The 19,206-nt window shown below is 38.9% G+C and carries 20 protein-coding genes; 11 read left to right on the forward strand and 9 right to left on the reverse strand.

Features of this window, described 5'->3' with window-relative positions:
- The first annotated feature begins 24 nt into the window (after positions 1 to 24).
- Positions 25 to 1,491: an MBOAT family protein gene (locus tag ICN28_RS03755; RefSeq protein ID WP_216286323.1), complete on the forward strand. Its 1,467-nt coding sequence runs from the start codon at positions 25 to 27 to the stop codon at positions 1,489 to 1,491.
- Position 1,492: 1 nt separating this feature from the next.
- Positions 1,493 to 2,494, forward strand: coding sequence for a hypothetical protein (locus tag ICN28_RS03760; protein ID WP_216286326.1), 1,002 nt, complete (start codon positions 1,493 to 1,495; stop codon positions 2,492 to 2,494).
- A gap of 5 nt (positions 2,495 to 2,499) precedes the next feature.
- On the opposite strand, the gene ICN28_RS03765 is transcribed toward ICN28_RS03760, so the two are convergent.
- Entirely contained in the window at positions 2,500 to 4,503 is a 2,004-nt protein-coding gene (locus ICN28_RS03765) for an acyltransferase family protein (protein ID WP_216286329.1), read from the reverse strand.
- Between the two features lie 87 nt (positions 4,504 to 4,590).
- On the opposite strand from ICN28_RS03765, the gene ICN28_RS03770 reads away from it, so the two are divergent.
- From ICN28_RS03770 to ICN28_RS03790, 5 genes are read left to right on the forward strand one after another with little or no spacing between them, the layout of a single operon-like run.
- On the forward strand, positions 4,591 to 5,337 hold the full coding sequence (locus ICN28_RS03770) for an FkbM family methyltransferase (protein WP_216286331.1): 747 nt from the start codon (positions 4,591 to 4,593) through the stop codon (positions 5,335 to 5,337).
- 22 nt (positions 5,338 to 5,359) lie between these two features.
- Positions 5,360 to 6,313: a WxcM-like domain-containing protein gene (locus ICN28_RS03775; protein ID WP_255536116.1), complete on the forward strand. Its 954-nt coding sequence runs from the start codon at positions 5,360 to 5,362 to the stop codon at positions 6,311 to 6,313.
- On the forward strand, positions 6,310 to 7,419 hold the full coding sequence (locus ICN28_RS03780) for a DegT/DnrJ/EryC1/StrS aminotransferase family protein (protein ID WP_216286333.1): 1,110 nt from the start codon (positions 6,310 to 6,312) through the stop codon (positions 7,417 to 7,419). Before ICN28_RS03775 ends, ICN28_RS03780 begins: the two co-directional genes overlap by 4 nt.
- An 8-nt stretch (positions 7,420 to 7,427) precedes the next feature.
- Positions 7,428 to 7,985 carry an acyltransferase gene (locus tag ICN28_RS03785; protein ID WP_216286335.1) on the forward strand — a complete coding sequence of 186 codons (558 nt, stop codon included), beginning with the start codon at positions 7,428 to 7,430 and terminating at the stop codon, positions 7,983 to 7,985.
- 12 nt (positions 7,986 to 7,997) lie between these two features.
- Positions 7,998 to 8,969 (forward strand): glycosyltransferase, encoded by a 972-nt coding sequence (locus ICN28_RS03790; RefSeq protein ID WP_216286337.1) that lies wholly within the window; start codon positions 7,998 to 8,000, stop codon positions 8,967 to 8,969.
- Here ICN28_RS03790 and ICN28_RS03795 read toward each other — a convergent pair.
- Positions 8,956 to 9,831, reverse strand: coding sequence for a beta-1,4-mannosyl-glycoprotein beta-1,4-N-acetylglucosaminyltransferase (locus ICN28_RS03795; protein ID WP_216862361.1), 876 nt, complete (start codon positions 9,829 to 9,831; stop codon positions 8,956 to 8,958). The two genes, ICN28_RS03790 and ICN28_RS03795, sit on opposite strands and share 14 nt — an antisense overlap.
- A 36-nt stretch (positions 9,832 to 9,867) precedes the next feature.
- On the opposite strand from ICN28_RS03795, the gene ICN28_RS03800 reads away from it, so the two are divergent.
- Positions 9,868 to 10,692 (forward strand): glycosyltransferase family 2 protein, encoded by an 825-nt coding sequence (locus ICN28_RS03800; RefSeq protein ID WP_216286338.1) that lies wholly within the window; start codon positions 9,868 to 9,870, stop codon positions 10,690 to 10,692.
- A 195-nt stretch (positions 10,693 to 10,887) separates the two neighbouring features.
- Positions 10,888 to 12,126 carry an O-antigen ligase family protein gene (locus ICN28_RS03805; RefSeq protein ID WP_216286340.1) on the forward strand — a complete coding sequence of 413 codons (1,239 nt, stop codon included), beginning with the start codon at positions 10,888 to 10,890 and terminating at the stop codon, positions 12,124 to 12,126.
- On the opposite strand, the gene rfbC is transcribed toward ICN28_RS03805, so the two are convergent.
- The 6 genes from rfbC to ICN28_RS03835 form a co-directional block, all read right to left on the reverse strand.
- Positions 12,127 to 12,678, reverse strand: coding sequence for a dTDP-4-dehydrorhamnose 3,5-epimerase (gene rfbC / locus ICN28_RS03810; RefSeq protein WP_216286341.1), 552 nt, complete (start codon positions 12,676 to 12,678; stop codon positions 12,127 to 12,129). It abuts the gene before it with no gap.
- Between the two features lie 48 nt (positions 12,679 to 12,726).
- Positions 12,727 to 13,608, reverse strand: a complete 882-nt coding sequence (gene rfbA / locus ICN28_RS03815) for a glucose-1-phosphate thymidylyltransferase RfbA (RefSeq protein ID WP_216286342.1) — start codon at positions 13,606 to 13,608, stop codon at positions 12,727 to 12,729.
- A gap of 50 nt (positions 13,609 to 13,658) precedes the next feature.
- A complete protein-coding gene (rfbD, locus tag ICN28_RS03820; RefSeq protein ID WP_216286343.1) occupies positions 13,659 to 14,651 on the reverse strand; it encodes a dTDP-4-dehydrorhamnose reductase in 993 nt (330 codons plus the stop codon).
- Positions 14,652 to 14,724: 73 nt separating this feature from the next.
- A complete protein-coding gene (rfbB, locus tag ICN28_RS03825) occupies positions 14,725 to 15,792 on the reverse strand; it encodes a dTDP-glucose 4,6-dehydratase (RefSeq protein ID WP_216286344.1) in 1,068 nt (355 codons plus the stop codon).
- Between the two features lie 173 nt (positions 15,793 to 15,965).
- Entirely contained in the window at positions 15,966 to 16,793 is an 828-nt protein-coding gene (locus ICN28_RS03830; RefSeq protein ID WP_216286345.1) for a hypothetical protein, read from the reverse strand.
- Between the two features lie 9 nt (positions 16,794 to 16,802).
- Positions 16,803 to 17,036 carry a DNA-binding transcriptional regulator gene (locus ICN28_RS03835; protein WP_216286346.1) on the reverse strand — a complete coding sequence of 78 codons (234 nt, stop codon included), beginning with the start codon at positions 17,034 to 17,036 and terminating at the stop codon, positions 16,803 to 16,805.
- 64 nt (positions 17,037 to 17,100) lie between these two features.
- Between ICN28_RS03835 and ICN28_RS03840 the strand changes: the two genes are divergently transcribed.
- Positions 17,101 to 17,400 (forward strand): hypothetical protein, encoded by a 300-nt coding sequence (locus tag ICN28_RS03840; protein WP_216286348.1) that lies wholly within the window; start codon positions 17,101 to 17,103, stop codon positions 17,398 to 17,400.
- Positions 17,401 to 17,409: 9 nt separating this feature from the next.
- Positions 17,410 to 18,015, forward strand: coding sequence for a tyrosine-type recombinase/integrase (locus ICN28_RS03845; RefSeq protein ID WP_216286350.1), 606 nt, complete (start codon positions 17,410 to 17,412; stop codon positions 18,013 to 18,015).
- A gap of 154 nt (positions 18,016 to 18,169) precedes the next feature.
- Here ICN28_RS03845 and ICN28_RS03850 read toward each other — a convergent pair whose 3' ends face one another.
- Positions 18,170 to 19,165 carry an NAD(P)-dependent oxidoreductase gene (locus ICN28_RS03850; RefSeq protein ID WP_216286352.1) on the reverse strand — a complete coding sequence of 332 codons (996 nt, stop codon included), beginning with the start codon at positions 19,163 to 19,165 and terminating at the stop codon, positions 18,170 to 18,172.
- Positions 19,166 to 19,206 lie beyond the last annotated feature (41 nt).

Here is a 19,206-nt window from a genome sequence, read left to right on the forward strand (position 1 = left end):
AAAAGCCCTGCAGAATAATTCAATATGCTATTTAACTCTTACGAATTCTTATTTGCATATTTACCCGTTGTCTTTCTACTCTTTTTTATTATTGGTAAAAGACATCACCTCTCTGCAGCTGCTTTCCTAGGCTTAGCCTCCCTATTCTTTTATGCATGGTTCAGTATTGGTGCACTTCCAATACTTCTTGGCTCTATTGTCATCAACTATTTATTTGGCTTGAAAATTTCAGCTACAAGCCAAAAAGCTTGGTTAACGCTAGCTATTATTTTTAACCTAGCTTTACTGTCATTTTTTAAATATGCCAACTTCTTTATTGATAATGTTAATTACCTGAGCCATTCAAGCGATACCCTGCCCATCTTAGATATCGCTTTACCGATTGGAATCTCGTTTTTCACATTCACTCAAATAGCATTTTTAGTTGATTGCTACCAAGGTCAAGTCAAAGAGAAAAACTTTGTTCACTACCTTTTGTTTGTCACTTACTTTCCTCATTTAATAGCCGGACCTGTCTTACATCATGCTCAAATGATGCCGCAGTTTGCCAAGAAAGAAACTTACACTCTTGATTACGAAAAAATTGCTCTAGGCCTTCTGGTATTTACCATGGGGCTTGCCAAAAAGATTTTGATTGCCAATCCTTTAGGCGAGTATGCAGACAGCTTCTTCAATGGGGTGGACACAGAATCCACTCCCAACTTTGGTAATGCTTGGCTAGGAACGCTGGCTTACACATTCCAGATCTACTTTGATTTCTCTGGCTATACCGACATGGCCATAGGTATTTCTTTGCTATTTGGCATTCATCTCCCCATCAACTTCAATGCCCCTTACCAAGCCACCAACATCATTGAATTTTGGAGAAGATGGCACATCTCTCTATCCAACTTCCTCAGAGATTACTTGTACATCCCTTTAGGCGGCAATAAAAAGGGCATCAGTCAACGCTATATCAACCTCATGATCACCATGATTCTTGGAGGCTTATGGCATGGAGCGAACTGGACCTTTATTTTGTGGGGCTTGGCTCATGGCTTACTCCTGAGCTGGAACCATTTTTGGCGATCATTGGCGATCAGCCAAGTTTTGAATCAAAGAATTCTAAAACCTCTTTTTTGGCTCTTCACATTCATCGTTATCTGCCTAACTTGGGTTGTATTTAGGGTGGACCATGTTCATCATTTGGAACCGATTTATAGAGGCTTATTAGGCCTCAATGGCTTTGATAACATCAAATCAAGCTGGGCTTTTGCAGAGCATCTAAAAGCTTCTCGCTTGTACGAGTTATTAGGCATTTCATTTTTGATCATTTACTTAGGGAAACCAAGCCATCATCTATTAGATAGCTTGCGCCAATGGCATCAAAAAACTCTATGGATACCCTTGGGGCTTAAATTGAATGTCGTGGCATTGGCCACATTCCTATTCATGATGTACTGCATCAATATGGTTGGTAACTACAACCCTTTCTTATATTTCCAATTCTAAGATGCCACCATTACAAGCCTCCATCAAAAAAGCTTGCCTGATATTCGGGACTCTATTTTTATTGAGTTTGCCAGTTGTGTGGATTTCTTTATTTTTCACAAACTACCATGGCGATTTAACGAGAATAGGTAAATGGACGGAGCATGACTTCAGCTGGCAAATACCCCAGCCAGCCATTGACTCCTCCCTACTTCAATCAAGCCCACTGGATCAAGCAGACATTCTTGTGATTGGTGATAGCTTTTCAGAAAACCTGCATTGGCAATCTACTTTTACAAATGATCAAATTAAAGTGTCAACTATTCACTGGGGACAAATTGATAATATTTGTGAGAACTTCAAAGATCTGCTTAAGAAAAAGGGATTCAAAGGCACCAAAGTAATTATTCAATCAACTGAACGTGGCTTTAAAAATCAATTAGAGAAATCAGTCAATTGTGCAAACGGACGCTTATTTCCAGAAAAATTGGAAAGATCCACCAAGGCACAAAATACACTCTTAAATCCTCGATTAGAATTTAATATCAATGGGCAATTTATAGCTGGACTTAAAACAATATTTAACTCTTTAGCTATTAGAACTTCAGAGCAATACCATTTGCTTTATAACTATCGATCAAAGTCCGGTCATATTTATCAAATAGAAAATGGTTGCTCATACTTTAGCAACCGATTGTGCGAGTTCGGCTTGTTTTTTCATGAAGACTACAAAAAGGCTTCCATCGATGCCGATTTAATTTCTAAAGTCCGCGATATCAATCAAAGACTTTCAGGCTACCAAGTCTCCTGGCTGGTAATCCCTAACAAATCATCCATCTACCATCGCCCTGTTTCTAGCCAGTTTTGGGAAGATTTAGAGCGAGAAAAATTGGGCCCCAATTTATATCGCTTGTTTCAAGATCAAAAGATCCACATCAAAGATCTCTATGCTCCCAATGACTCCCATCTCTCAACCAGTGGATATCTTTTTATGGGCGCGATTGCCAAGAAACATATCCAGTAAGTTTTTTACTTTAAATTATTTTTATTAATTTCAAAAAACTTTTGTCCAAGATGCATCGATCCATGATTAGATAAGTGATTCCCATCTTCATAAAGCATCTTATCTCCGATTTGAGCATAGCATCTACTCTCATCACAAAATTGTTCAAATGCATCAAAAATAATTAAATTTGGCAATTCTTTTTTGACGATATTTAATCGATCACGAAACTCTCTTGATATCTCAAACGCTTTTTTATAGGGCGTTGAACAAGATGTATTTAAATTTCTTCTGCTAATTTCAACTGGGCGAAGATCCATACAATCCTCAGGAAGAAAGTCGAGCTCAGGTATATCAATATAAACAATCATTCGCTTCCCAAGCGCATCTAAAACTTGATAAGTCTTTTTGATGCCCTCCTCAAAACTAAGCTCTTTCAAAAGTATGGGGTTTATCTCTTTTTTATCGTAACTTCTCCCGCCACCATGGAGATACCATGGACCCCTAAAGGTAATAATGATGTTTTTTATGTTGTTTTCTGTTGCCCCAAAATCATAGATTTCTGTCATGATTTTTTTACAAACATCAGGCTCACCCCTTCGATGGGTCTCTACACCTATTAATGGCACACACGCTCCTCGAGCAATCATCATTAGTGAACGGTTAGCCTGTTGATAGTGATAAGCCAATCCAGGATAACTTGAGATAGCATGGCTATCGCCAATTAATAAACTGTCAGGCAACTGATCGATTGACGATTTTTGACATACTCCCAAATAATCTTGAGCCATAAATCGTCGTTCACAAGGATTATTTAAAACATCTTCTAAATATCGCTCATCAGATGATTTAAAAGACTGATAAATTTTTTCTTTATCTGGATAACGATTAGACATGCCGCCTGATAAGTTAACAACCACTCCAAGGCTGCCAAAAATTATTAAAAGCATGACTAATTTCTTAATAATTTTCTGACTTGAATGGGTTTTAATTCTTTTCTCAATCAGCGCATAAGTTAAATATGCTAACGCTAGGCTAAGAAGAAAACAAATGATCTTCACGGAACGAGTCACTTCCCCATTACCCATAATCCTAGCAAAACTTATCAAAGGCCAGTGCCACAAATAAAGTGGGTAACTGATTAATCCTATAGCCACCATCCATCGTCTAGCAAAAAAATAATGATTGATCCAAGAAAGTGGGCCTGAACTTATTAATAAAAATGCACCCAAGGTTGGAAATAAGGCCCAATACCCAGGATAGACATGTGCAGATCGAAGTTGTGAAGCAGATATAAGTATCAATAAGAGGCCCAGCAGCCCTAAGATATGCTTCCGAAAGCCCTTTTCCAACCATGTTTGGTAGGGTGCTGAGTGTCTTAGTTGCATATATGCAATAGCTGCACCAGCTAAAAGTTGCCAACCCCTTGTTGGCAACCAGTAAAAGGCAGTTACCGAGCTAACTGAAGATACATATAAATTAAGTAAAAATGAGCACAGCCCCAAACTTGGCAGCGCAAAGCCAATAGACCAAGAGCGTCTGTAACACCATGCCAAAATTAAGGGCCAAAAAATATAAAACTGCTCCTCAACACCTAAGGACCATAAATGCAGAAGAGGTTTGAGATGCGACTCTTTATCAAAATAACCCGACTCTAACCAAAGAACAATATTGGAGCTAAAAGTTGCACCAGCTAAAACATGTTTGCCTAATAACTGATATTCATGAGCCAATAAAACAAACCAGCCAGCTATTAAGCTAGCCCCTAAAACTAGCAATAATGCTGGGAATATTCTTTTTACTCTGCGAGCATAAAAGCCATATAGGGTGTACTCACCAAGTTGTAATTCCTTCAATAAGATACTGGTTATCAAGTAACCAGAAATTACAAAAAATATATCTACGCCAACAAAGCCGCCCCTCACTCCAAAAAAATGAAACGCAATAACTAAAAGCACTGCCAGTGCCCTAAGACCATCTATATCAGGTCTATAAAATAATTTATCCGAAACCATCTGACTGGAGGCCATTTTTAAACTTTTTAAATTCATCCATATATTGTAGTTTTTATATTGTTTTGAAGGATAATTGGAACAATTAATACTCTAAATCACACTATGACAATTAAAAGCTTTGTAGGTAACCTCATTCGCCGCAAACTGAACAAGTTTCTTTATATGGGAAGCGATGACTATTCCCAATTAGGCGAACAGATGGTTGTCATGAACATCCTTGGGCGAATGGATCAAAGCAAGATCAACCCTATTTATGTTGATATTGGTGCTTTTCATCCGTTTAAGGGCAGCAATACCTATAAGTTATATCTTAAAAATTGGCGCGGAGTAGTTGTTGACCCGAATCCAAATAAAATTAAACAGTTTGCCCCAGTAAGACCTTTAGATATCTGCCTAACCAATGCTGTAGTTCCTGATAGCTGGGATATGAAAGAGGTAGAAATGCTAGCCACTGGATCCCATGATGCTCGTGAGTCTATTACTCCGACTCTAAATAAAAATAATCACTTAGACAAAGAGACGGCTCAACATAGCTATATTGCAAAAACAATTAAAGCATCAGAAGTTTTAGAGCTATGCTGTAAAGAACTGGGTATGCCTGCATTCCTGAGCGTTGATATTGAAGGCTTAGAGGGAGACCTCATTAAAGGCACAAACTTTAAAAAATACCCCATACCTGTTTTATGTATTGAGCACTTTTTAAGCGAATTTACTGAGAGTCAATCAATATTTGATTACAAATCATCTCCCATGATTCAGCATCTAGAGGCAAATGGATATGAGTTAGTTTCAGTATGTGGAGTCTCTGTCGTACTTGCCCATAAAGATTTTTACGTGCCTTTTGGCTAATGAAAGCAAACTTAACTTCATCATGTCTTTAACTAATATGTTTATTCATCCAGCTGGGATCGTAGAACCTAATGTTCAGATAGGCTCTGGCACTAAAGTCTGGGCCTTTACTCATATTTTATCTGGCGCAGTTATTGGCAAGGACTGTAACATTTGTGACCATGTATTTATTGAGTCAGATGTTCAATTAGGTGATCGAGTAACTGTTAAGTGTGGCGTGCAAATATGGAATGGCATCAGCATTGAAGATGATGTTTTTATTGGGCCTAATGTTACTTTTACTAACGATCCTTTCCCAAGAAGTAAGCAGTACCCCGAGTCTTTCCACAAAACGTATATTTTAAAAGGTGCCAGTATCGGCGCTAATGCCACGATCCTACCTGGCATCACCATTCACCAAAATGCCATGATTGGCGCTGGGAGTGTCGTTACTAAAGATGTTCCACCGAATGCGATTGTTCGTGGAAATCCAGCTCAAATCGTAGGCTACTCCAATCTTCAAAAATCGAAAATTGAACCAATCACGGATCAAGAAGTACAAAAAAATACACCTCTGCAAGCTACTGAAATTGGTCAGACAGGCGCTTTTCTTTATCACCTTCCCGCCATTAAAGATTTAAGAGGTGATTTATCTTTTACTGAGTTCGGCAAAGATTTACCCTTTCTTCCAAGACGTTGCTTTTGGGTATTTGGCGTTCCCAATAAAGAAATCAGAGGGGAGCATGCACACAAAGAATGCGGCCAATTTTTAGTGGCTGTTTCAGGATCAGTATCCGTTCTTCTTGATAACGGAACACATCAATCGGAAATAGTATTAAACAAGCCCCATTTAGGCATTTACATCCCCCCTGGCGTATGGGGTGTTCAATATAAATATAGCCAGGATGCTGTTTTAATGGTCTTGGCTTCGCATGGCTATGATGCGAATGATTACATTAGAAATTACGACGACTTCTTAACTTATAAAAAATCATGAGCATCCCATTCTTAGATCTAAAGTCCATCAACTTAAGACATCAAAAAGAATTTCATCAAGCTCTTGATGAGGTTCTTGAAAGCGGATGGTTAGTTCTAGGAAAACAAACAACTCTTTTTGAAAATGAATTTGCAAATTACTGCGGTACAAAGTTTGCTGTTGGTGTGGCTAATGGCTTAGAAGCCTTAAGCTTGGTTTTAAGAGCATGGGATATTGGACCTGGAGATGAAGTTATCGTACCCTCCAACACCTATATTGCCACATGGTTAGCTGTGACACATACCGGTGCCACACCCATTCCAGTTGAACCAAGACAACTCACTTTTAATATTAATCCTGAATTAATTGAACCGGCTATTACAAGCAAAACAAAAGCGATCATCCCTGTTCACTTGTATGGTCAAGTGGCAGAAATGGATGCAATTAATACCATTGCCAAAAAATATAATTTAAAAGTTTTAGAGGATGGCGCTCAGGCTCAAGGAGCCATGTATAACAACATTAGAGTTGGTGCATTAGGAGATGCTGCCGGCATCAGCCTTTATCCGGGTAAAAATCTTGGCGCACTCGGTGATGCCGGAATTATTACTACCAGCGATCCTTTATTAGCTGAAAAACTTCGATCGCTCAGAAACTATGGCTCTCAAATTAAATATAAAAATGAACTAATTGGTTTTAATTCCAGATTAGATGAACTGCAATCAGCCTTCTTACGCATCAAACTTAACTATTTAGATGCAGACAACACCCGAAGACGTGAAATATCTAGAATGTATCAACAAGGTTTGTCAGATTCAAATTTAGGATTACCACATGAAATTAATGAATCTCATTCGGTATGGCACTTATATGTTGTAACCCACCCGCAAAGGGACTTATTAAGTGAGCGCCTAAAAGAACTTGGAGTTGGCACCTTGATTCATTACCCTATTGCCCCTCACCTTCAGGATGCTTATGCATCAATGAACCTAAAAGAAGGTACTTTCCCGATTGCAGAAAAAATGCATCGCACTGTATTAAGCCTGCCTATCAGCCCAGTAATGTCGAATGAAGAAGTACATCAAGTCATAGATTTGACTCGCAAAGCTTGCAGCCAGATTCTCTAAGATAGGTTATGAAAATATATCAAAAATTAAGAGTTTTATTCTATAAGCTCTTATCTATCAAAGTAACTCATATTGGTAAAAATTATCAGCCACTCCTAGCTGAAGGTCTTGGAAAGATCCATATTGGAAAAAGTTCGATTGGCAATAAAAAATCCCCATTCTATTTTTCAGGCTACACCTATCTTGAGGCGAGATCACCACACTCATACATTGATATCGGCGACCATACTCAAATTAACAATAATGCTGTGATGATTGCAGAAAAAACTTATATAAAGATTGGCAATCATGTCTTAATTGGTACGGAGTTTTGTGTTTATGATTCAGATTTTCATGAATTGAACCCTAACAAAAGACTTTCTAATGAGCACCAATGCATGCCCGTCATCATTAAAGATAATGTATTCATTGGTTCTAGAGTTACGATTTTAAAAGGCGTTACCATTCACGAGAATTCTGTCATTGGTAGCGGCTCGGTAGTCACAAAAAACATCCCAGCAAATGAAATATGGGCAGGTGTGCCAGCTAAAAAAGTTGGAGACTTTAACGCCAAGCTAACTCCCTAATTAAAGCTCACTATGGCAAAGCCTTTAGCATCTATTATTCTTTTAACCTTCAATCAAGAAAACTTGGTTGAAGAGTCTATCGACAGCCTATTAAATCAAACCTACTCCCCTCTTGAAATCATTATTTCTGATGATCTATCAAGCGATCGCACTCGAGAAAAGATTCGATCAAAAATATCCCAATATCATGGTCCCCATGAAATAAAAGTCATCTTTAATGATTCAAATGTGGGTTTATGTCAGAACATTAATCAGGCTATAGAGCACTGTCAGGGGGAGTTTATCTTTGCTGCGGCAGGCGATGATATTTCGCTACCCAATCGTTGCGAAATAGTCATGTCTGAATGGTTAAAGCTTAATAAACAGCCAGGATTGATTGCAACAGATGCTTATGACATGGCGATAGATGGGCATATATTAGGTATTAAAAGAACCTCGATCTTGCAGGAATACAAAGGTTTGCAAGACTGGATAAAAAGACCCCCTTATTTTTTTGGCAGCAGTCACTCTTGGTCCAGAAACTTTTTAAATAAATTCCCGCCCCTCAATCCTAAAATGATGGCGGAAGATCATCTCATGGTTTTTAGGGCTCTCATTTCTGATGGCGGTTACACCATCTCAGAACCGCTCGTCAAACACCGTCGCGGCGGTGTGACCTTAAAAAGGTATATTGATTTAGCTACTAAAGCCAAAATTCTTAGAGTGGGCTTTAATGATAAATACATCTATCTGAAGCAACTTTTATCAGACGCCCAACACGATCATCATTTTTCAGAACTTGAAAAACATTTACACCCCGAATTACAAGAGTGCCAATTAACTTTAGACCTCTACCAACTTAAAGACCCCATAAAAAAAATTATTCGTTGTTTTGCCAACGATGGTGTTTCATTTTTCTTCAAAATGAGAATGCTCACTTACACAACATTCCCATGGGTACTTCAGCCCATATTTAAGTTAAAAAAGCTTATTAAGCGTTATTAGCTTTTTCCTTAATAAAGGATTTGAACTTTTCCTGATTGTCGATAAGAAATTTGGGGAACTGTTCATCGATACTTTGTAACTCATACCGAGCGAATGGTTTATTGAAATCTTGTCCAGATTGGATAAGCTTCATGAGTCTTTCGGGATTTTTATGCTCCTCGTTATTGAACTCCTGATGAGCGGTGTTCTCAATTTTCTTAATCAGATCCTCTAATGTGAAAATCCAAGTGAAATGCCAACCCCCATCTTTGATGGTTTGAACATGAAACCATCTAAACCAACTACGCTTGATTGATCGTAATAAACCAGATGACTTATAAGATCGAACGCTGGTTGCATTTGAATTAAAGAAACTTGTGAAATGACTATAGGTGGTTATTTTGCTACCCTTCCAGATATTGCTACCAGGAATAAGTTTGCCTGAGGAGTTAACATCTCCGATCCAATAGTTATTTAAAAAATAGCTGTAATAACGTTGGTCAAAATCACCTCTTATGTAATTGGTGTCGAATTCCATGATCTTTTTGGGCTCGGGAATCTCATCCAAATCTGAGACGATGATTAAATCATCCGGCCGGGCATCATACAAACCTTTAGAAACATTATTTCTTATGAAATTCTCATTTTTCCAGAAATCATTCGGGCCCGGTGGCCTCTCATGCAATGGTAAGTATCTGATCTTAGATTCAAACTTTTTAAATCGATTGATGTCAAAATGAAGTTCCCTGGCATTGCCGGCATGGCTATAACTTGCCTCAGAAATAACAAAATAATCAACGCTATCCCATAAAGTTTCTAATCTTAGTTCTAAGATATGGTCTTCATTAAAATAACAAAAACAGTCGTAAATACGTTTTTTCATAATATGATATTCAAAAGATGATGAGATAATGCCAGAATGAACCCAAACCGCTACTCACTTACATTTGCTTGCTACAACTCAGTTGAATATACCAAACTATGTGTCGAGAGTATGGTCAAGCATGGCACACCTCTTGATAGGCTCATTGCTGTTGATAATGGCTCTACGGACTCAACGAGAGAGTATCTTGAAACTCTCCCATTAGGTGGCAAAGTTTTTAATCATGCTAATTATGGATGTGGTGTTGCCTGGAACCAAGGGATATTAGCCCTACAGACAGAATGGACCATTGTTATGAATAATGACGTTCTAGTCTCACCATTCTGGATTGAAAATCTCATTGGCGCAGCTGAGAAAGTTGGAGCAAAAATTATCTCCCCTGCTTTAATCGAAGGCAAATTAGATTACGACTTTGATCTTTTTGGCCAAGAAGCTTCTCGAAAAATGCAAAATACCCACAGAATCGGGGCACGTCATGCTGTTTGCTTAGCGGTTCATCGCTCAGTCTGGATGGATATTGGATTTTTTCAACCAGTTCCTAGCTTGCTAGGGTACGAAGACACCCTTTTCTTTAATCAAGCTAAGAAAGCTCACATTAAAATGGCGATGACAGGCGCTTCCTGGCTGCATCACTACGGATCGATTACACAAACAGCCATGAAACTTGAGCGAGGTCTCAAAGAGAAAGATGATCTTGCCTATAGATACAACTACAAGCTACTCAATCAATCTTGGCTAGAAAGAAAATTAACTAAAGTTGCTAGAAAAAAACAAGAAAAAATTTGGAGAAATTCTGAAATCCAAGAGCACGGTATCTCCATGCACGGCATTAGAGAAAACAATGCCTTTAAATGGTTATAAATACAGCCATTTAAGTTAGTTATTTGCCAAGAGATGTTCTATATCTAAGGTAAAATCAGTTATATTTTCTATAAATTCAATATCTGACAGATAGCTCTGGTAATTCGAAATAAGGTCTAAATGAAGTTTCAACCCTTACATCAATGGGGCATCATCAATACACCTACCCGAGGGTTTGGAACAATCCTAAGCTATGTGATTGTTGCTTTATTAATAGCTCTACCCATATTCTTCTTCAGCATCGGTGGTGCCACAACAAGAATTGCGATCGCTACTTATCTAGCATGTTTAATCGCGCTGATCTTTAATGCCATAACGTCCAATAAACCCACTACAACTTACCCCAAGCTTTATTGGTGGGTTATTTTTAGCCTATGGACCTATTTTCTTGCAACAGGTATCAGCCAAATTGCCAATCAGTCTTTTGTGCCGAATAGATTAGATGCCCCTTCTAGACTAGTTTTCTCGGGGCTTATTTTTTATGCGGTATATCACTACAGAATTAACTTTATAAAAATATTAAAACTTGCTATTCCAATAAGTATTATATTATTTTTACTTTTTTTAACTTTTAAGAATGACCAAGTTGTGTTTGCAAAAAGCATGTGGAACGGTCGGCTATCACTACCATTCATCGACCCAATCCTTTTAAGTGCCTGGTTAACTTGTTTTGGCTTGCTGTGCTTAAGCTTTATCAACATTCAATTAAAAGCCAGCAGTATTTTTAAAAATACTTTTTTTATTGCAACTTTCGTCACCACTATCTATATAGCACTTCTAACCCTATCTCGGACCTCTTGGTTAGCCATTCCACTTTTAGCTTCCATCTTAATTTTTAATCAGAAAAATAAATGGTTAAAAATTGGTTTTATTTTAATCACCGCTCTTTGCATTTTTTATTTAATTAATCATGTCAGCAGTAGCTTGGCAAGAATTGATCAAGCCGTATTAGAAATAAAAAATTACGTTAATGGTTCTGCAAAAGAAACATCTGTAGGCGTTCGCATTGACATGGGTATCCTGGCTTTTAAAGCTTTAACTCTAAAACCTGTATTTGGATGGAGTGAAAATTTATTTATTACCCCTGAGATAGCCAATCATCTGGTAACGCATTACACATCAACAACCATTTTTCTAGCAAAGCACACTGGGTTTCATAATGATTTCTATGCCGCCATTGTTAGAAGCGGCTCATTGGGTGCCCTTGCATACGCAATCACCTTCATAACTCCATTACTTTTATTTTTATACTACCTTATCAAAAGCAATGCTTACTCTAGACCTGGCTGTTTTAGTGGTCTGGCAGTCATCATCACATGCATAGTTACCAGCATGACAGCAGAAATACTAGCTTATAAGTATTCTGTTTCTTTATTTGGTTATTTAATTGCTGGAATCATGGCGCAAGTTCTTTGGCAAAACCAAAAGAGTTAATTAAAACTTTGGCGCATCAATCCAACTCAAGCCAGCGGCATCCTTAGGATTTAACGCGGGTTGCATACCGATATTAGGCCATTGGATATTCAAAGTGGCGTCATTCCAAACCAGACACTTCTCACTGGCAGCATGCCAGTAATCAGTTGTTTTATATAAAAACTCGGCTGTTTCAGATAAAACCAAGAATCCATGTGCAAATCCGGGCGGAATCCATAACTGCTTTTTATTCTCTGCGGATAGTTCAATTCCTACCCACCTCCCAAATGTTGAAGATGCCTTTCTCAAATCAACAGCCACATCAAATACAGCGCCATGACATACTCTTACCAACTTACCCTGGGTTTGCTCCATTTGGTAATGAAGACCGCGCAGCACACCCTTCTTGGAAGAAGAATGATTATCTTGAACAAAAGTAACAGACTGACCAACTGCCTCAGAAAAATCTTTTTCGTTGAATGACTCAAAAAACCAACCTCGATCATCGCCAAAAACTTTAGGCTCAATCACTAAAACATCAGGTATTGCGGTGGGAGTTACAGTTATAGGCATCAGTTAATATTTTCTTTAATCTTTAATTCGAACACAAATACTAACAAATCAAGACAATCGCTCAGTTAGCATTTTCTCCAAATACTGACCATAAGCATTTTTCTTAAGTGGTGCAGCTAACTTAAGAACATGCTCAGCACTGATCCAACCTTGGCGATATGCAATTTCTTCCGGACATGCCACCATCAAGCCTTGTCGCTTCTGAAGGGTTGCAATAAAGCCTGCCGCATCCAATAAAGAGTCATGAGTACCTGTATCTAACCAAGCATAACCACGACCCATTATCTCAACCTGAAGCTGATTCATTTTTAAGTAGGCTTCATTGACTGTTGTGATTTCTAATTCACCACGAGCACTTGGCTTGATAGATTTAGCAATATCACAAACCTGTTGGTCATAGAAATACAAACCAGTGACGGCGTAATTACTTTTTGGCTTTAATGGCTTCTCTTCAATCGATAGGGCTTTAAAAGAATCATCAAACTCCACTACACCATAACGCTCTGGATCATTCACATGATAGGCAAACACCGTAGCACCCGATGTTTGATTGTTAGCCGAATGCAATTGATTGACTAACTCATGGCCATAAAAAATATTGTCGCCTAATACCAATGCTGATGGGTTATTACCAACAAACTCTTTGCCAATGATAAAAGCTTGAGCCAAACCATCTGGAGAAGGTTGTACTGCGTATTGGATATTTAAACCCCATTGCGAACCATCACCCAGTAACTCTGTAAAACGAGGCGTATCTTGTGGTGTAGAAATCAACAAAATATCTTTGATGCCTGCCAGCATCAAAGTTGTTAATGGGTAATACACCATCGGTTTGTCGTAAACCGGCATCAACTGTTTTGAAACTGCCTGTGTTACCGGATACAAACGAGTGCCTGAGCCACCGGCCAAAATAATACCTTTACGATTCATGGTTGAAGACCCTCCATTTTTACTCATACTTTTAACATCTCATCAATTAGTTAACTTTTTAAGGACTCTTCAACGATACGCTTTACATAAGCGGTCACTTGTTCCTGCCAATGGGGGTATTGTCCTGTAAAAGCCATCTCAGAAAGGGCTTTTTTTAACTTAGCATTACTTAATCTTGAGTTATAGGGTCTAGATGCTGGCAAAGGATAGTCTGTAGCAGGTATAGGCAAGATATTCTCTGACTTGACCTCAATACCTTCACCACTGCTAGCCGCTGTTTCGATCGCAAATACAGCTAAAGCGTGCCAGGATGTTTCACCATCAGGTACAGCATGATAAATACCTGATTCAACTCTTGAACCTGCCATTTGTACACCTACTTCAGCCAGCCAATCAGCAGAGCTAGGGACTCCTACCTGATCTACCACCACTTTTAACTGATCTCGCTCGCTCGCCAATCGCAACATCGTACGAATGAAATTACCGCCATCACCATATACCCAAGAAGTACGCAAAATAAAATATCTTGCAAACTTATCAGCGTAAGTTACTTGACCTGAATCATGCGCCAAATTAAATGCTTCTTCAATGGCTTGTTCGCCAGCTAACTTACTTTGACCATAAACGCTTAGTTTTTCAACAGGTCCTACAACATCACTCTCTAAATAAGCACCCTGCTTACTATCTGCGAACACATAGTCTGTTGAATAGTGAACCAAAATACCGTGAGCTACATTAGCAATGTAGTGCGCCATCACAGCAGGAGCTTTGGCATTAATAGCAAAAGCGAGCTCTCGCTCGCTTTCTGCTTTATCAACTGCTGTATAAGCAGCTGCATTAATAATCACCTGAGGTTGATAGTGATTTAGAACTTCTTTAATTGCCAGCTCATTGGATAGGTCACAATCCGAATGCCCCAAGAAAACAGCAGGCACCTTAAGATCTTTCAAACAAACTTGTAAAGCTCTACCCACCTGACCATCACGACCAAACACCAAAATCGGTTTGCTATGGTCTAAGAGTTCAAATGAGGAAAAGGACATTGAAGATTATTTGCTGAGTTAGTTATTAAGTTTTTTAGTCGTTGAGTGATTAAATTAACAGTTCATTCATTAATTAGTTATTTTGCTTGTATTGCTTTTGTACCCAATCACGATAAGAACCACTCAATACACCTTCGGTCCACTCTTGATTATCTAAATACCACTGTACTGTTTTACGGATGCCTGTCTCAAACGTTTCAGCTGGTTTCCAGCCCAACTCACGCTCAAGCTTAGTAGCATCAATTGCGTATCGACGATCATGACCCGGACGATCTTGAACATACGTAATTTGCGATGCATAAGAGGTGCCATCTGCCTTTGGACGCAAACTGTCCAAGATCGAGCAAATGGTGTGCACAACGTCTAGATTTGGTTTTTCATTCCAGCCACCCACGTTATAAGTTTCACCTAACTTACCTGCCTCTAATACTCGACGAATGGCTGAGCAGTGATCTTTGACATAGAGCCAATCTCGGATTTGTTGACCATCGCCATAAATAGGTAAAGGCTTTCCTGCCAAAGCATTCAGAATCACTAACGGTATCAACTTCTCTGGAAAGTGATAGGGGCCGTAGTTGTTAGAGCAATTGGTTGTTAATACTGGTAAACCATAGGTATGGTGCCAAGCACGCACTAAATGATCTGATGCAGCTTTAGAAGCCGAATAAGGGCTATTCGGCTCGTACGTATTAGTCTCCGTAAAAGCAGGATCAGTTGGTGATAATGACCCATAGACTTCATCTGTTGATACGTGCAAGAATCTAAAAGTGGCTTTTTCTGATTCAGGAAGCTCTGACCAATAAGCACGAGCTGCTTCCAGTAAATTAAATGTACCCACCACATTGGTCTGAATGAAATCACCAGGACCATGGATCGAACGATCCACATGAGATTCAGCAGCAAAGTTTACAACTGCTCGAATGGAATGCTTTTTAAGCAAAGCAAGAACAAGATCGAAATCTCCAATATCGCCCTGAACGAATACATGACGTGAATCAGAGGACAATGACTGAAGAGTAGCCAAGTTACCAGCATAGGTTAATTTATCCAAATTAACCACACCTTCTGCAGCAGGATTGGCCAACCAATCCAAAACAAAGTTACCAGCAATAAAGCCTGCACCACCTGTGACTAGAATCATAGTTTTAGTTATTTATAAAGATTATTGCTATTTTCTCATGAAGTGCTAATCAGTTAGGTATTTTTGAGGCTTGAAAATAACATGCTTATCGGGCCTAAGTTAGGCTAACTAATGCCCTAAAAATAAAATCGGACTAAGCCCCAAATGAGAATTAGTCCGTTTTGTAAAATTGACTAAGATTCCAGGGTCTTATTTTTTAAACGCCACTCTTGCTGCTTTCTAAGTTCATCGAGCACTTTAAAAAATGCTCGCGACAAGTCCTGATATGCACGAATCGGTCCAGAAGATTCCATAAATGCTTTTAAGCGCCGATCTCGTATGAGATTTTGAATATTGGTAATTTCTTTAAGATGTTTGTGGACATACAAAACTGATTCAGATCGCTTAATCATGTTACTTAGTGCCTTAGCAACATCTTCCGCAGATAACTCAGGTTCATCATCACCCTCACCTGCCCACCTAACAAATCTTATTTGTAGCTTTGAGCTCGAATGAGATTCATAAACCTCTCGCTTAAGATAAATATAAAAATCTCCATCGTCATTTTGAATTTGCTTTATTTCTTCTTGTGTCAGCGTTCTCTTCTCAGCAGTCCTCGACCAATCTAAATATTGTTGATGTTTTTGTACATACTCGTAAGTCATCACTGACATATCTTGTAATAACCAAACAATTTCTTCTTTTCTAGGGAGTCCCGCAGCGAAATATTCCTCAGGTATTGGCATAGCATTGAGAACGCCATACAAATATTGATTTTCAATTCGTTCAAGACGTAGCTTCTTCCAAGCCAAAAGAGTAATTTCATGAACTAGTGATGCTTCAACAACCCCCATAGGTTGAAAGTCATCCATAAACATTTGATGAAGCTCTTCAAAATCTTTTTGATTTTCCCCTGGCAAAATTTGTTGAACAGAGTAAGCGCCTGTTTTTAGAGAGTTCCTTGATGATGCTAATTTTCCTAGTTCGGATTTTGGGCCGCCAGTTCGATTACCTTTCGCCATATAAATGCCTTATTTTTTTAAGCGAACTCCAGGTCTATCATCTGGAGAGCCGATGAATTCAACACCAGCATCTTCTAGCGCTAGCTGAATAGCACTCAATACCCTAACCTGACCAGTTGGAACACCATCTATGGTCTCAAATCTCCTGACGGTAGCTATTCCTACACCAGCAGAATCAGCCAAGTCCTGTGCAGACCACTGAAGTAGAGCTCTTGCTGCTCTTATTTGATCACTTGTAATCAATCGCTTTACAATCTATTTGATTGCTTTAATATCAATTTATGATGTTAAAGCTAGGTTTATTGATATGAAAAATACTAATCCAAAAGACCTTTTAAATCAAACAATTAAAAGGATGGATAGCGCATACGTAGACTCCACAACTAGGGCTTACCGAGTTGATTTTGAGCACTTCATCAAATACTGTGAAAAGTTGAATGAAAGCCCACTGCCCACTACTCCAGAGACTATTTGTTTGTACATAAAGAGTCTTATTCAAGATGGTAGAAGTTCAGCAAGCATTAGGCGTGTTATGGCAGGCATGACAACGATTCATAAGTTAAATCGATTTTCAGACTCCACCAAAGATCCAGATGTCATATTATAAATAAGACGAATGCATCGCAAAATTGGACGCTATCAGAAACAAGCTTTTGGTGTTACTGCAGAAATATTAGAGAAGTTGCTACTTGCAACTGAGGCAGGCAACCGAGGTGCCAGAGATCGTGCACTTTTGTTGTTGGTAGCTTATGACACCATGTGCAGAAGAAGTGAATTAGTCTCTCTAATGATAGAGGATATTAGATACTCAGAAACTAATGGAATTACAAGAGCTAGTGTTTTAATCAGAAAGAGTAAAACAGATCAATTAGCTAAAGGTAGAAGATTAAATCTCGGTGAAGAAGCAACTGAAGCAATTAATTTATGGTTAGAAAGACTGAGAAATCCAAAAGAGGGACAACTATTTAAAGGAATTAATCGCGGCCAAAAAATTACTGGTTCGCTTGGGTCAGGCCAAATTAGCCGAATCTATAAACGGTTAGCTAAACGTGCGGGATTAGGTAAAGAATTAATTGAACAAATTAGTGGACACTCATTGCGAGTGGGGAATGCTCAAGATATGGTGAATTCGGGAGAAAGTATGCCCATGATTATGGGCAAAGGAAGATGGTCAAAGACTGATACTGTGATGAGGTATGTGGAGCATATTAATTACATATAGAGTTTGATTGTAGTAATTGGTGGGTGCAGTGGGGACTGGTTTCGAACCAATTCTCTCGACGCCTGAGTACTGCTAAGTATCAGTGAGTAGATATTCAGGGATTGTCCAACCCTCAACTTATCCAAACATCAAGACATAAAATCTTATGATGAGATCACTCAGTGTAGAACACACCCTCATGCTCATTTGACTCCATGAACTCATACTGAACCGTCCGAGAGAGAGCTTGCTCGAGAGGCACAGGTGAAACGAAGCCAGTTTGGTCAATAGCGGTGCTATAAAGAGAGTCCACGCAAAACTTCTTGACGCGAATCGCGCTAATGGCAAATCGTTTTCCGGTCAGCGCTGCAAACAGATCAAAGCCTTTGCCGATTGCATACCCAACAGGAAACGGAAGCCTGAAGCCAATTTTCTCTGATCGACCAAGTATGCGATTAACGTTTGCCACTAGACCATTCATCGTAAAGTCAGGCTTGTCAATGAAGTTGTAGATATACACGCCTGGTTTGAAGCTTATGGCATATTCAATGAACGCAGCAACGTTCTCAACATAAGCCATGGATTTTCTGTTTTCACCGTTGCCCACCATCACAAACTTGCCTGAAGCAATCTGTCGTAGCAGGTTATATACGTTGCCTCTATTCTGCTCTCCAAAAACTACAGTGGGGCGAATGATCACTAAGGTGCGATCGGTGGGTGCTTCGGCTTGCCAAGCTTTAAAAATCAGTTCAGCCTCATACTTAGTGCGTCCATAGTCATTGAAAGGAGCGATTTTTCCTAACTCATCAGTTCCTATTTGAGCAAAACCATATACAGCAACGCTACTAGTAAAAATGATCGTCTTCACGCTCTTTTCACGAGCAATAGTACAAATATTTTCAGCACCTTCAACGTTAACCTCGTCGTAAAGAGTCAAAGGTCTGACATCATCGCGGTGCTCGGCAGCCAAATTGATAATTACAGATTCATTAGCAATAGATTTTCGAAGCTGCTCAATTAATCTGACATCACCTAAAGTAACTATGTCTGGATTTGCTTTACTTGGCACTTTGTCAGTAATTTGCACAATTACTTTTTCTTTGCTCTTTAGTCGGCGAACTAAGCGGGTCCCGATGAACCCACTACCGCCAATTACATTTATTGCCTGCATTTAATTTATTTTTTCTTTAATCAAAACAACCCGCCTCACGA

The sequence above is a fragment of the Polynucleobacter sp. 30F-ANTBAC genome (assembly GCF_018882385.1).
Taxonomy (GTDB): domain Bacteria; phylum Pseudomonadota; class Gammaproteobacteria; order Burkholderiales; family Burkholderiaceae; genus Polynucleobacter.

Coding starts and splice junctions, on each gene's coding strand:
- ICN28_RS03755 (WP_216286323.1), top strand. CDS start 25: ATGCTATTTAACTCTTACGAATTCTTATTTGCATATTTACCCGTTGTC.
- ICN28_RS03760 (WP_216286326.1), top strand. CDS start 1,493: ATGCCACCATTACAAGCCTCCATCAAAAAAGCTTGCCTGATATTCGGG.
- ICN28_RS03765 (WP_216286329.1), bottom strand. CDS start 4,503: ATGGCCTCCAGTCAGATGGTTTCGGATAAATTATTTTATAGACCTGAT.
- ICN28_RS03770 (WP_216286331.1), top strand. CDS start 4,591: ATGACAATTAAAAGCTTTGTAGGTAACCTCATTCGCCGCAAACTGAAC.
- ICN28_RS03775 (WP_255536116.1), top strand. CDS start 5,360: ATGTCTTTAACTAATATGTTTATTCATCCAGCTGGGATCGTAGAACCT.
- ICN28_RS03780 (WP_216286333.1), top strand. CDS start 6,310: ATGAGCATCCCATTCTTAGATCTAAAGTCCATCAACTTAAGACATCAA.
- ICN28_RS03785 (WP_216286335.1), top strand. CDS start 7,428: ATGAAAATATATCAAAAATTAAGAGTTTTATTCTATAAGCTCTTATCT.
- ICN28_RS03790 (WP_216286337.1), top strand. CDS start 7,998: ATGGCAAAGCCTTTAGCATCTATTATTCTTTTAACCTTCAATCAAGAA.
- ICN28_RS03795 (WP_216862361.1), bottom strand. CDS start 9,831: ATGAAAAAACGTATTTACGACTGTTTTTGTTATTTTAATGAAGACCAT.
- ICN28_RS03800 (WP_216286338.1), top strand. CDS start 9,868: ATGAACCCAAACCGCTACTCACTTACATTTGCTTGCTACAACTCAGTT.
- rfbC (WP_216286341.1), bottom strand. CDS start 12,678: ATGCCTATAACTGTAACTCCCACCGCAATACCTGATGTTTTAGTGATT.
- rfbA (WP_216286342.1), bottom strand. CDS start 13,608: ATGAATCGTAAAGGTATTATTTTGGCCGGTGGCTCAGGCACTCGTTTG.
- rfbD (WP_216286343.1), bottom strand. CDS start 14,651: ATGTCCTTTTCCTCATTTGAACTCTTAGACCATAGCAAACCGATTTTG.
- rfbB (WP_216286344.1), bottom strand. CDS start 15,792: ATGATTCTAGTCACAGGTGGTGCAGGCTTTATTGCTGGTAACTTTGTT.
- ICN28_RS03830 (WP_216286345.1), bottom strand. CDS start 16,793: ATGGCGAAAGGTAATCGAACTGGCGGCCCAAAATCCGAACTAGGAAAA.
- ICN28_RS03840 (WP_216286348.1), top strand. CDS start 17,101: ATGAAAAATACTAATCCAAAAGACCTTTTAAATCAAACAATTAAAAGG.
- ICN28_RS03845 (WP_216286350.1), top strand. CDS start 17,410: ATGCATCGCAAAATTGGACGCTATCAGAAACAAGCTTTTGGTGTTACT.
- ICN28_RS03850 (WP_216286352.1), bottom strand. CDS start 19,165: ATGCAGGCAATAAATGTAATTGGCGGTAGTGGGTTCATCGGGACCCGC.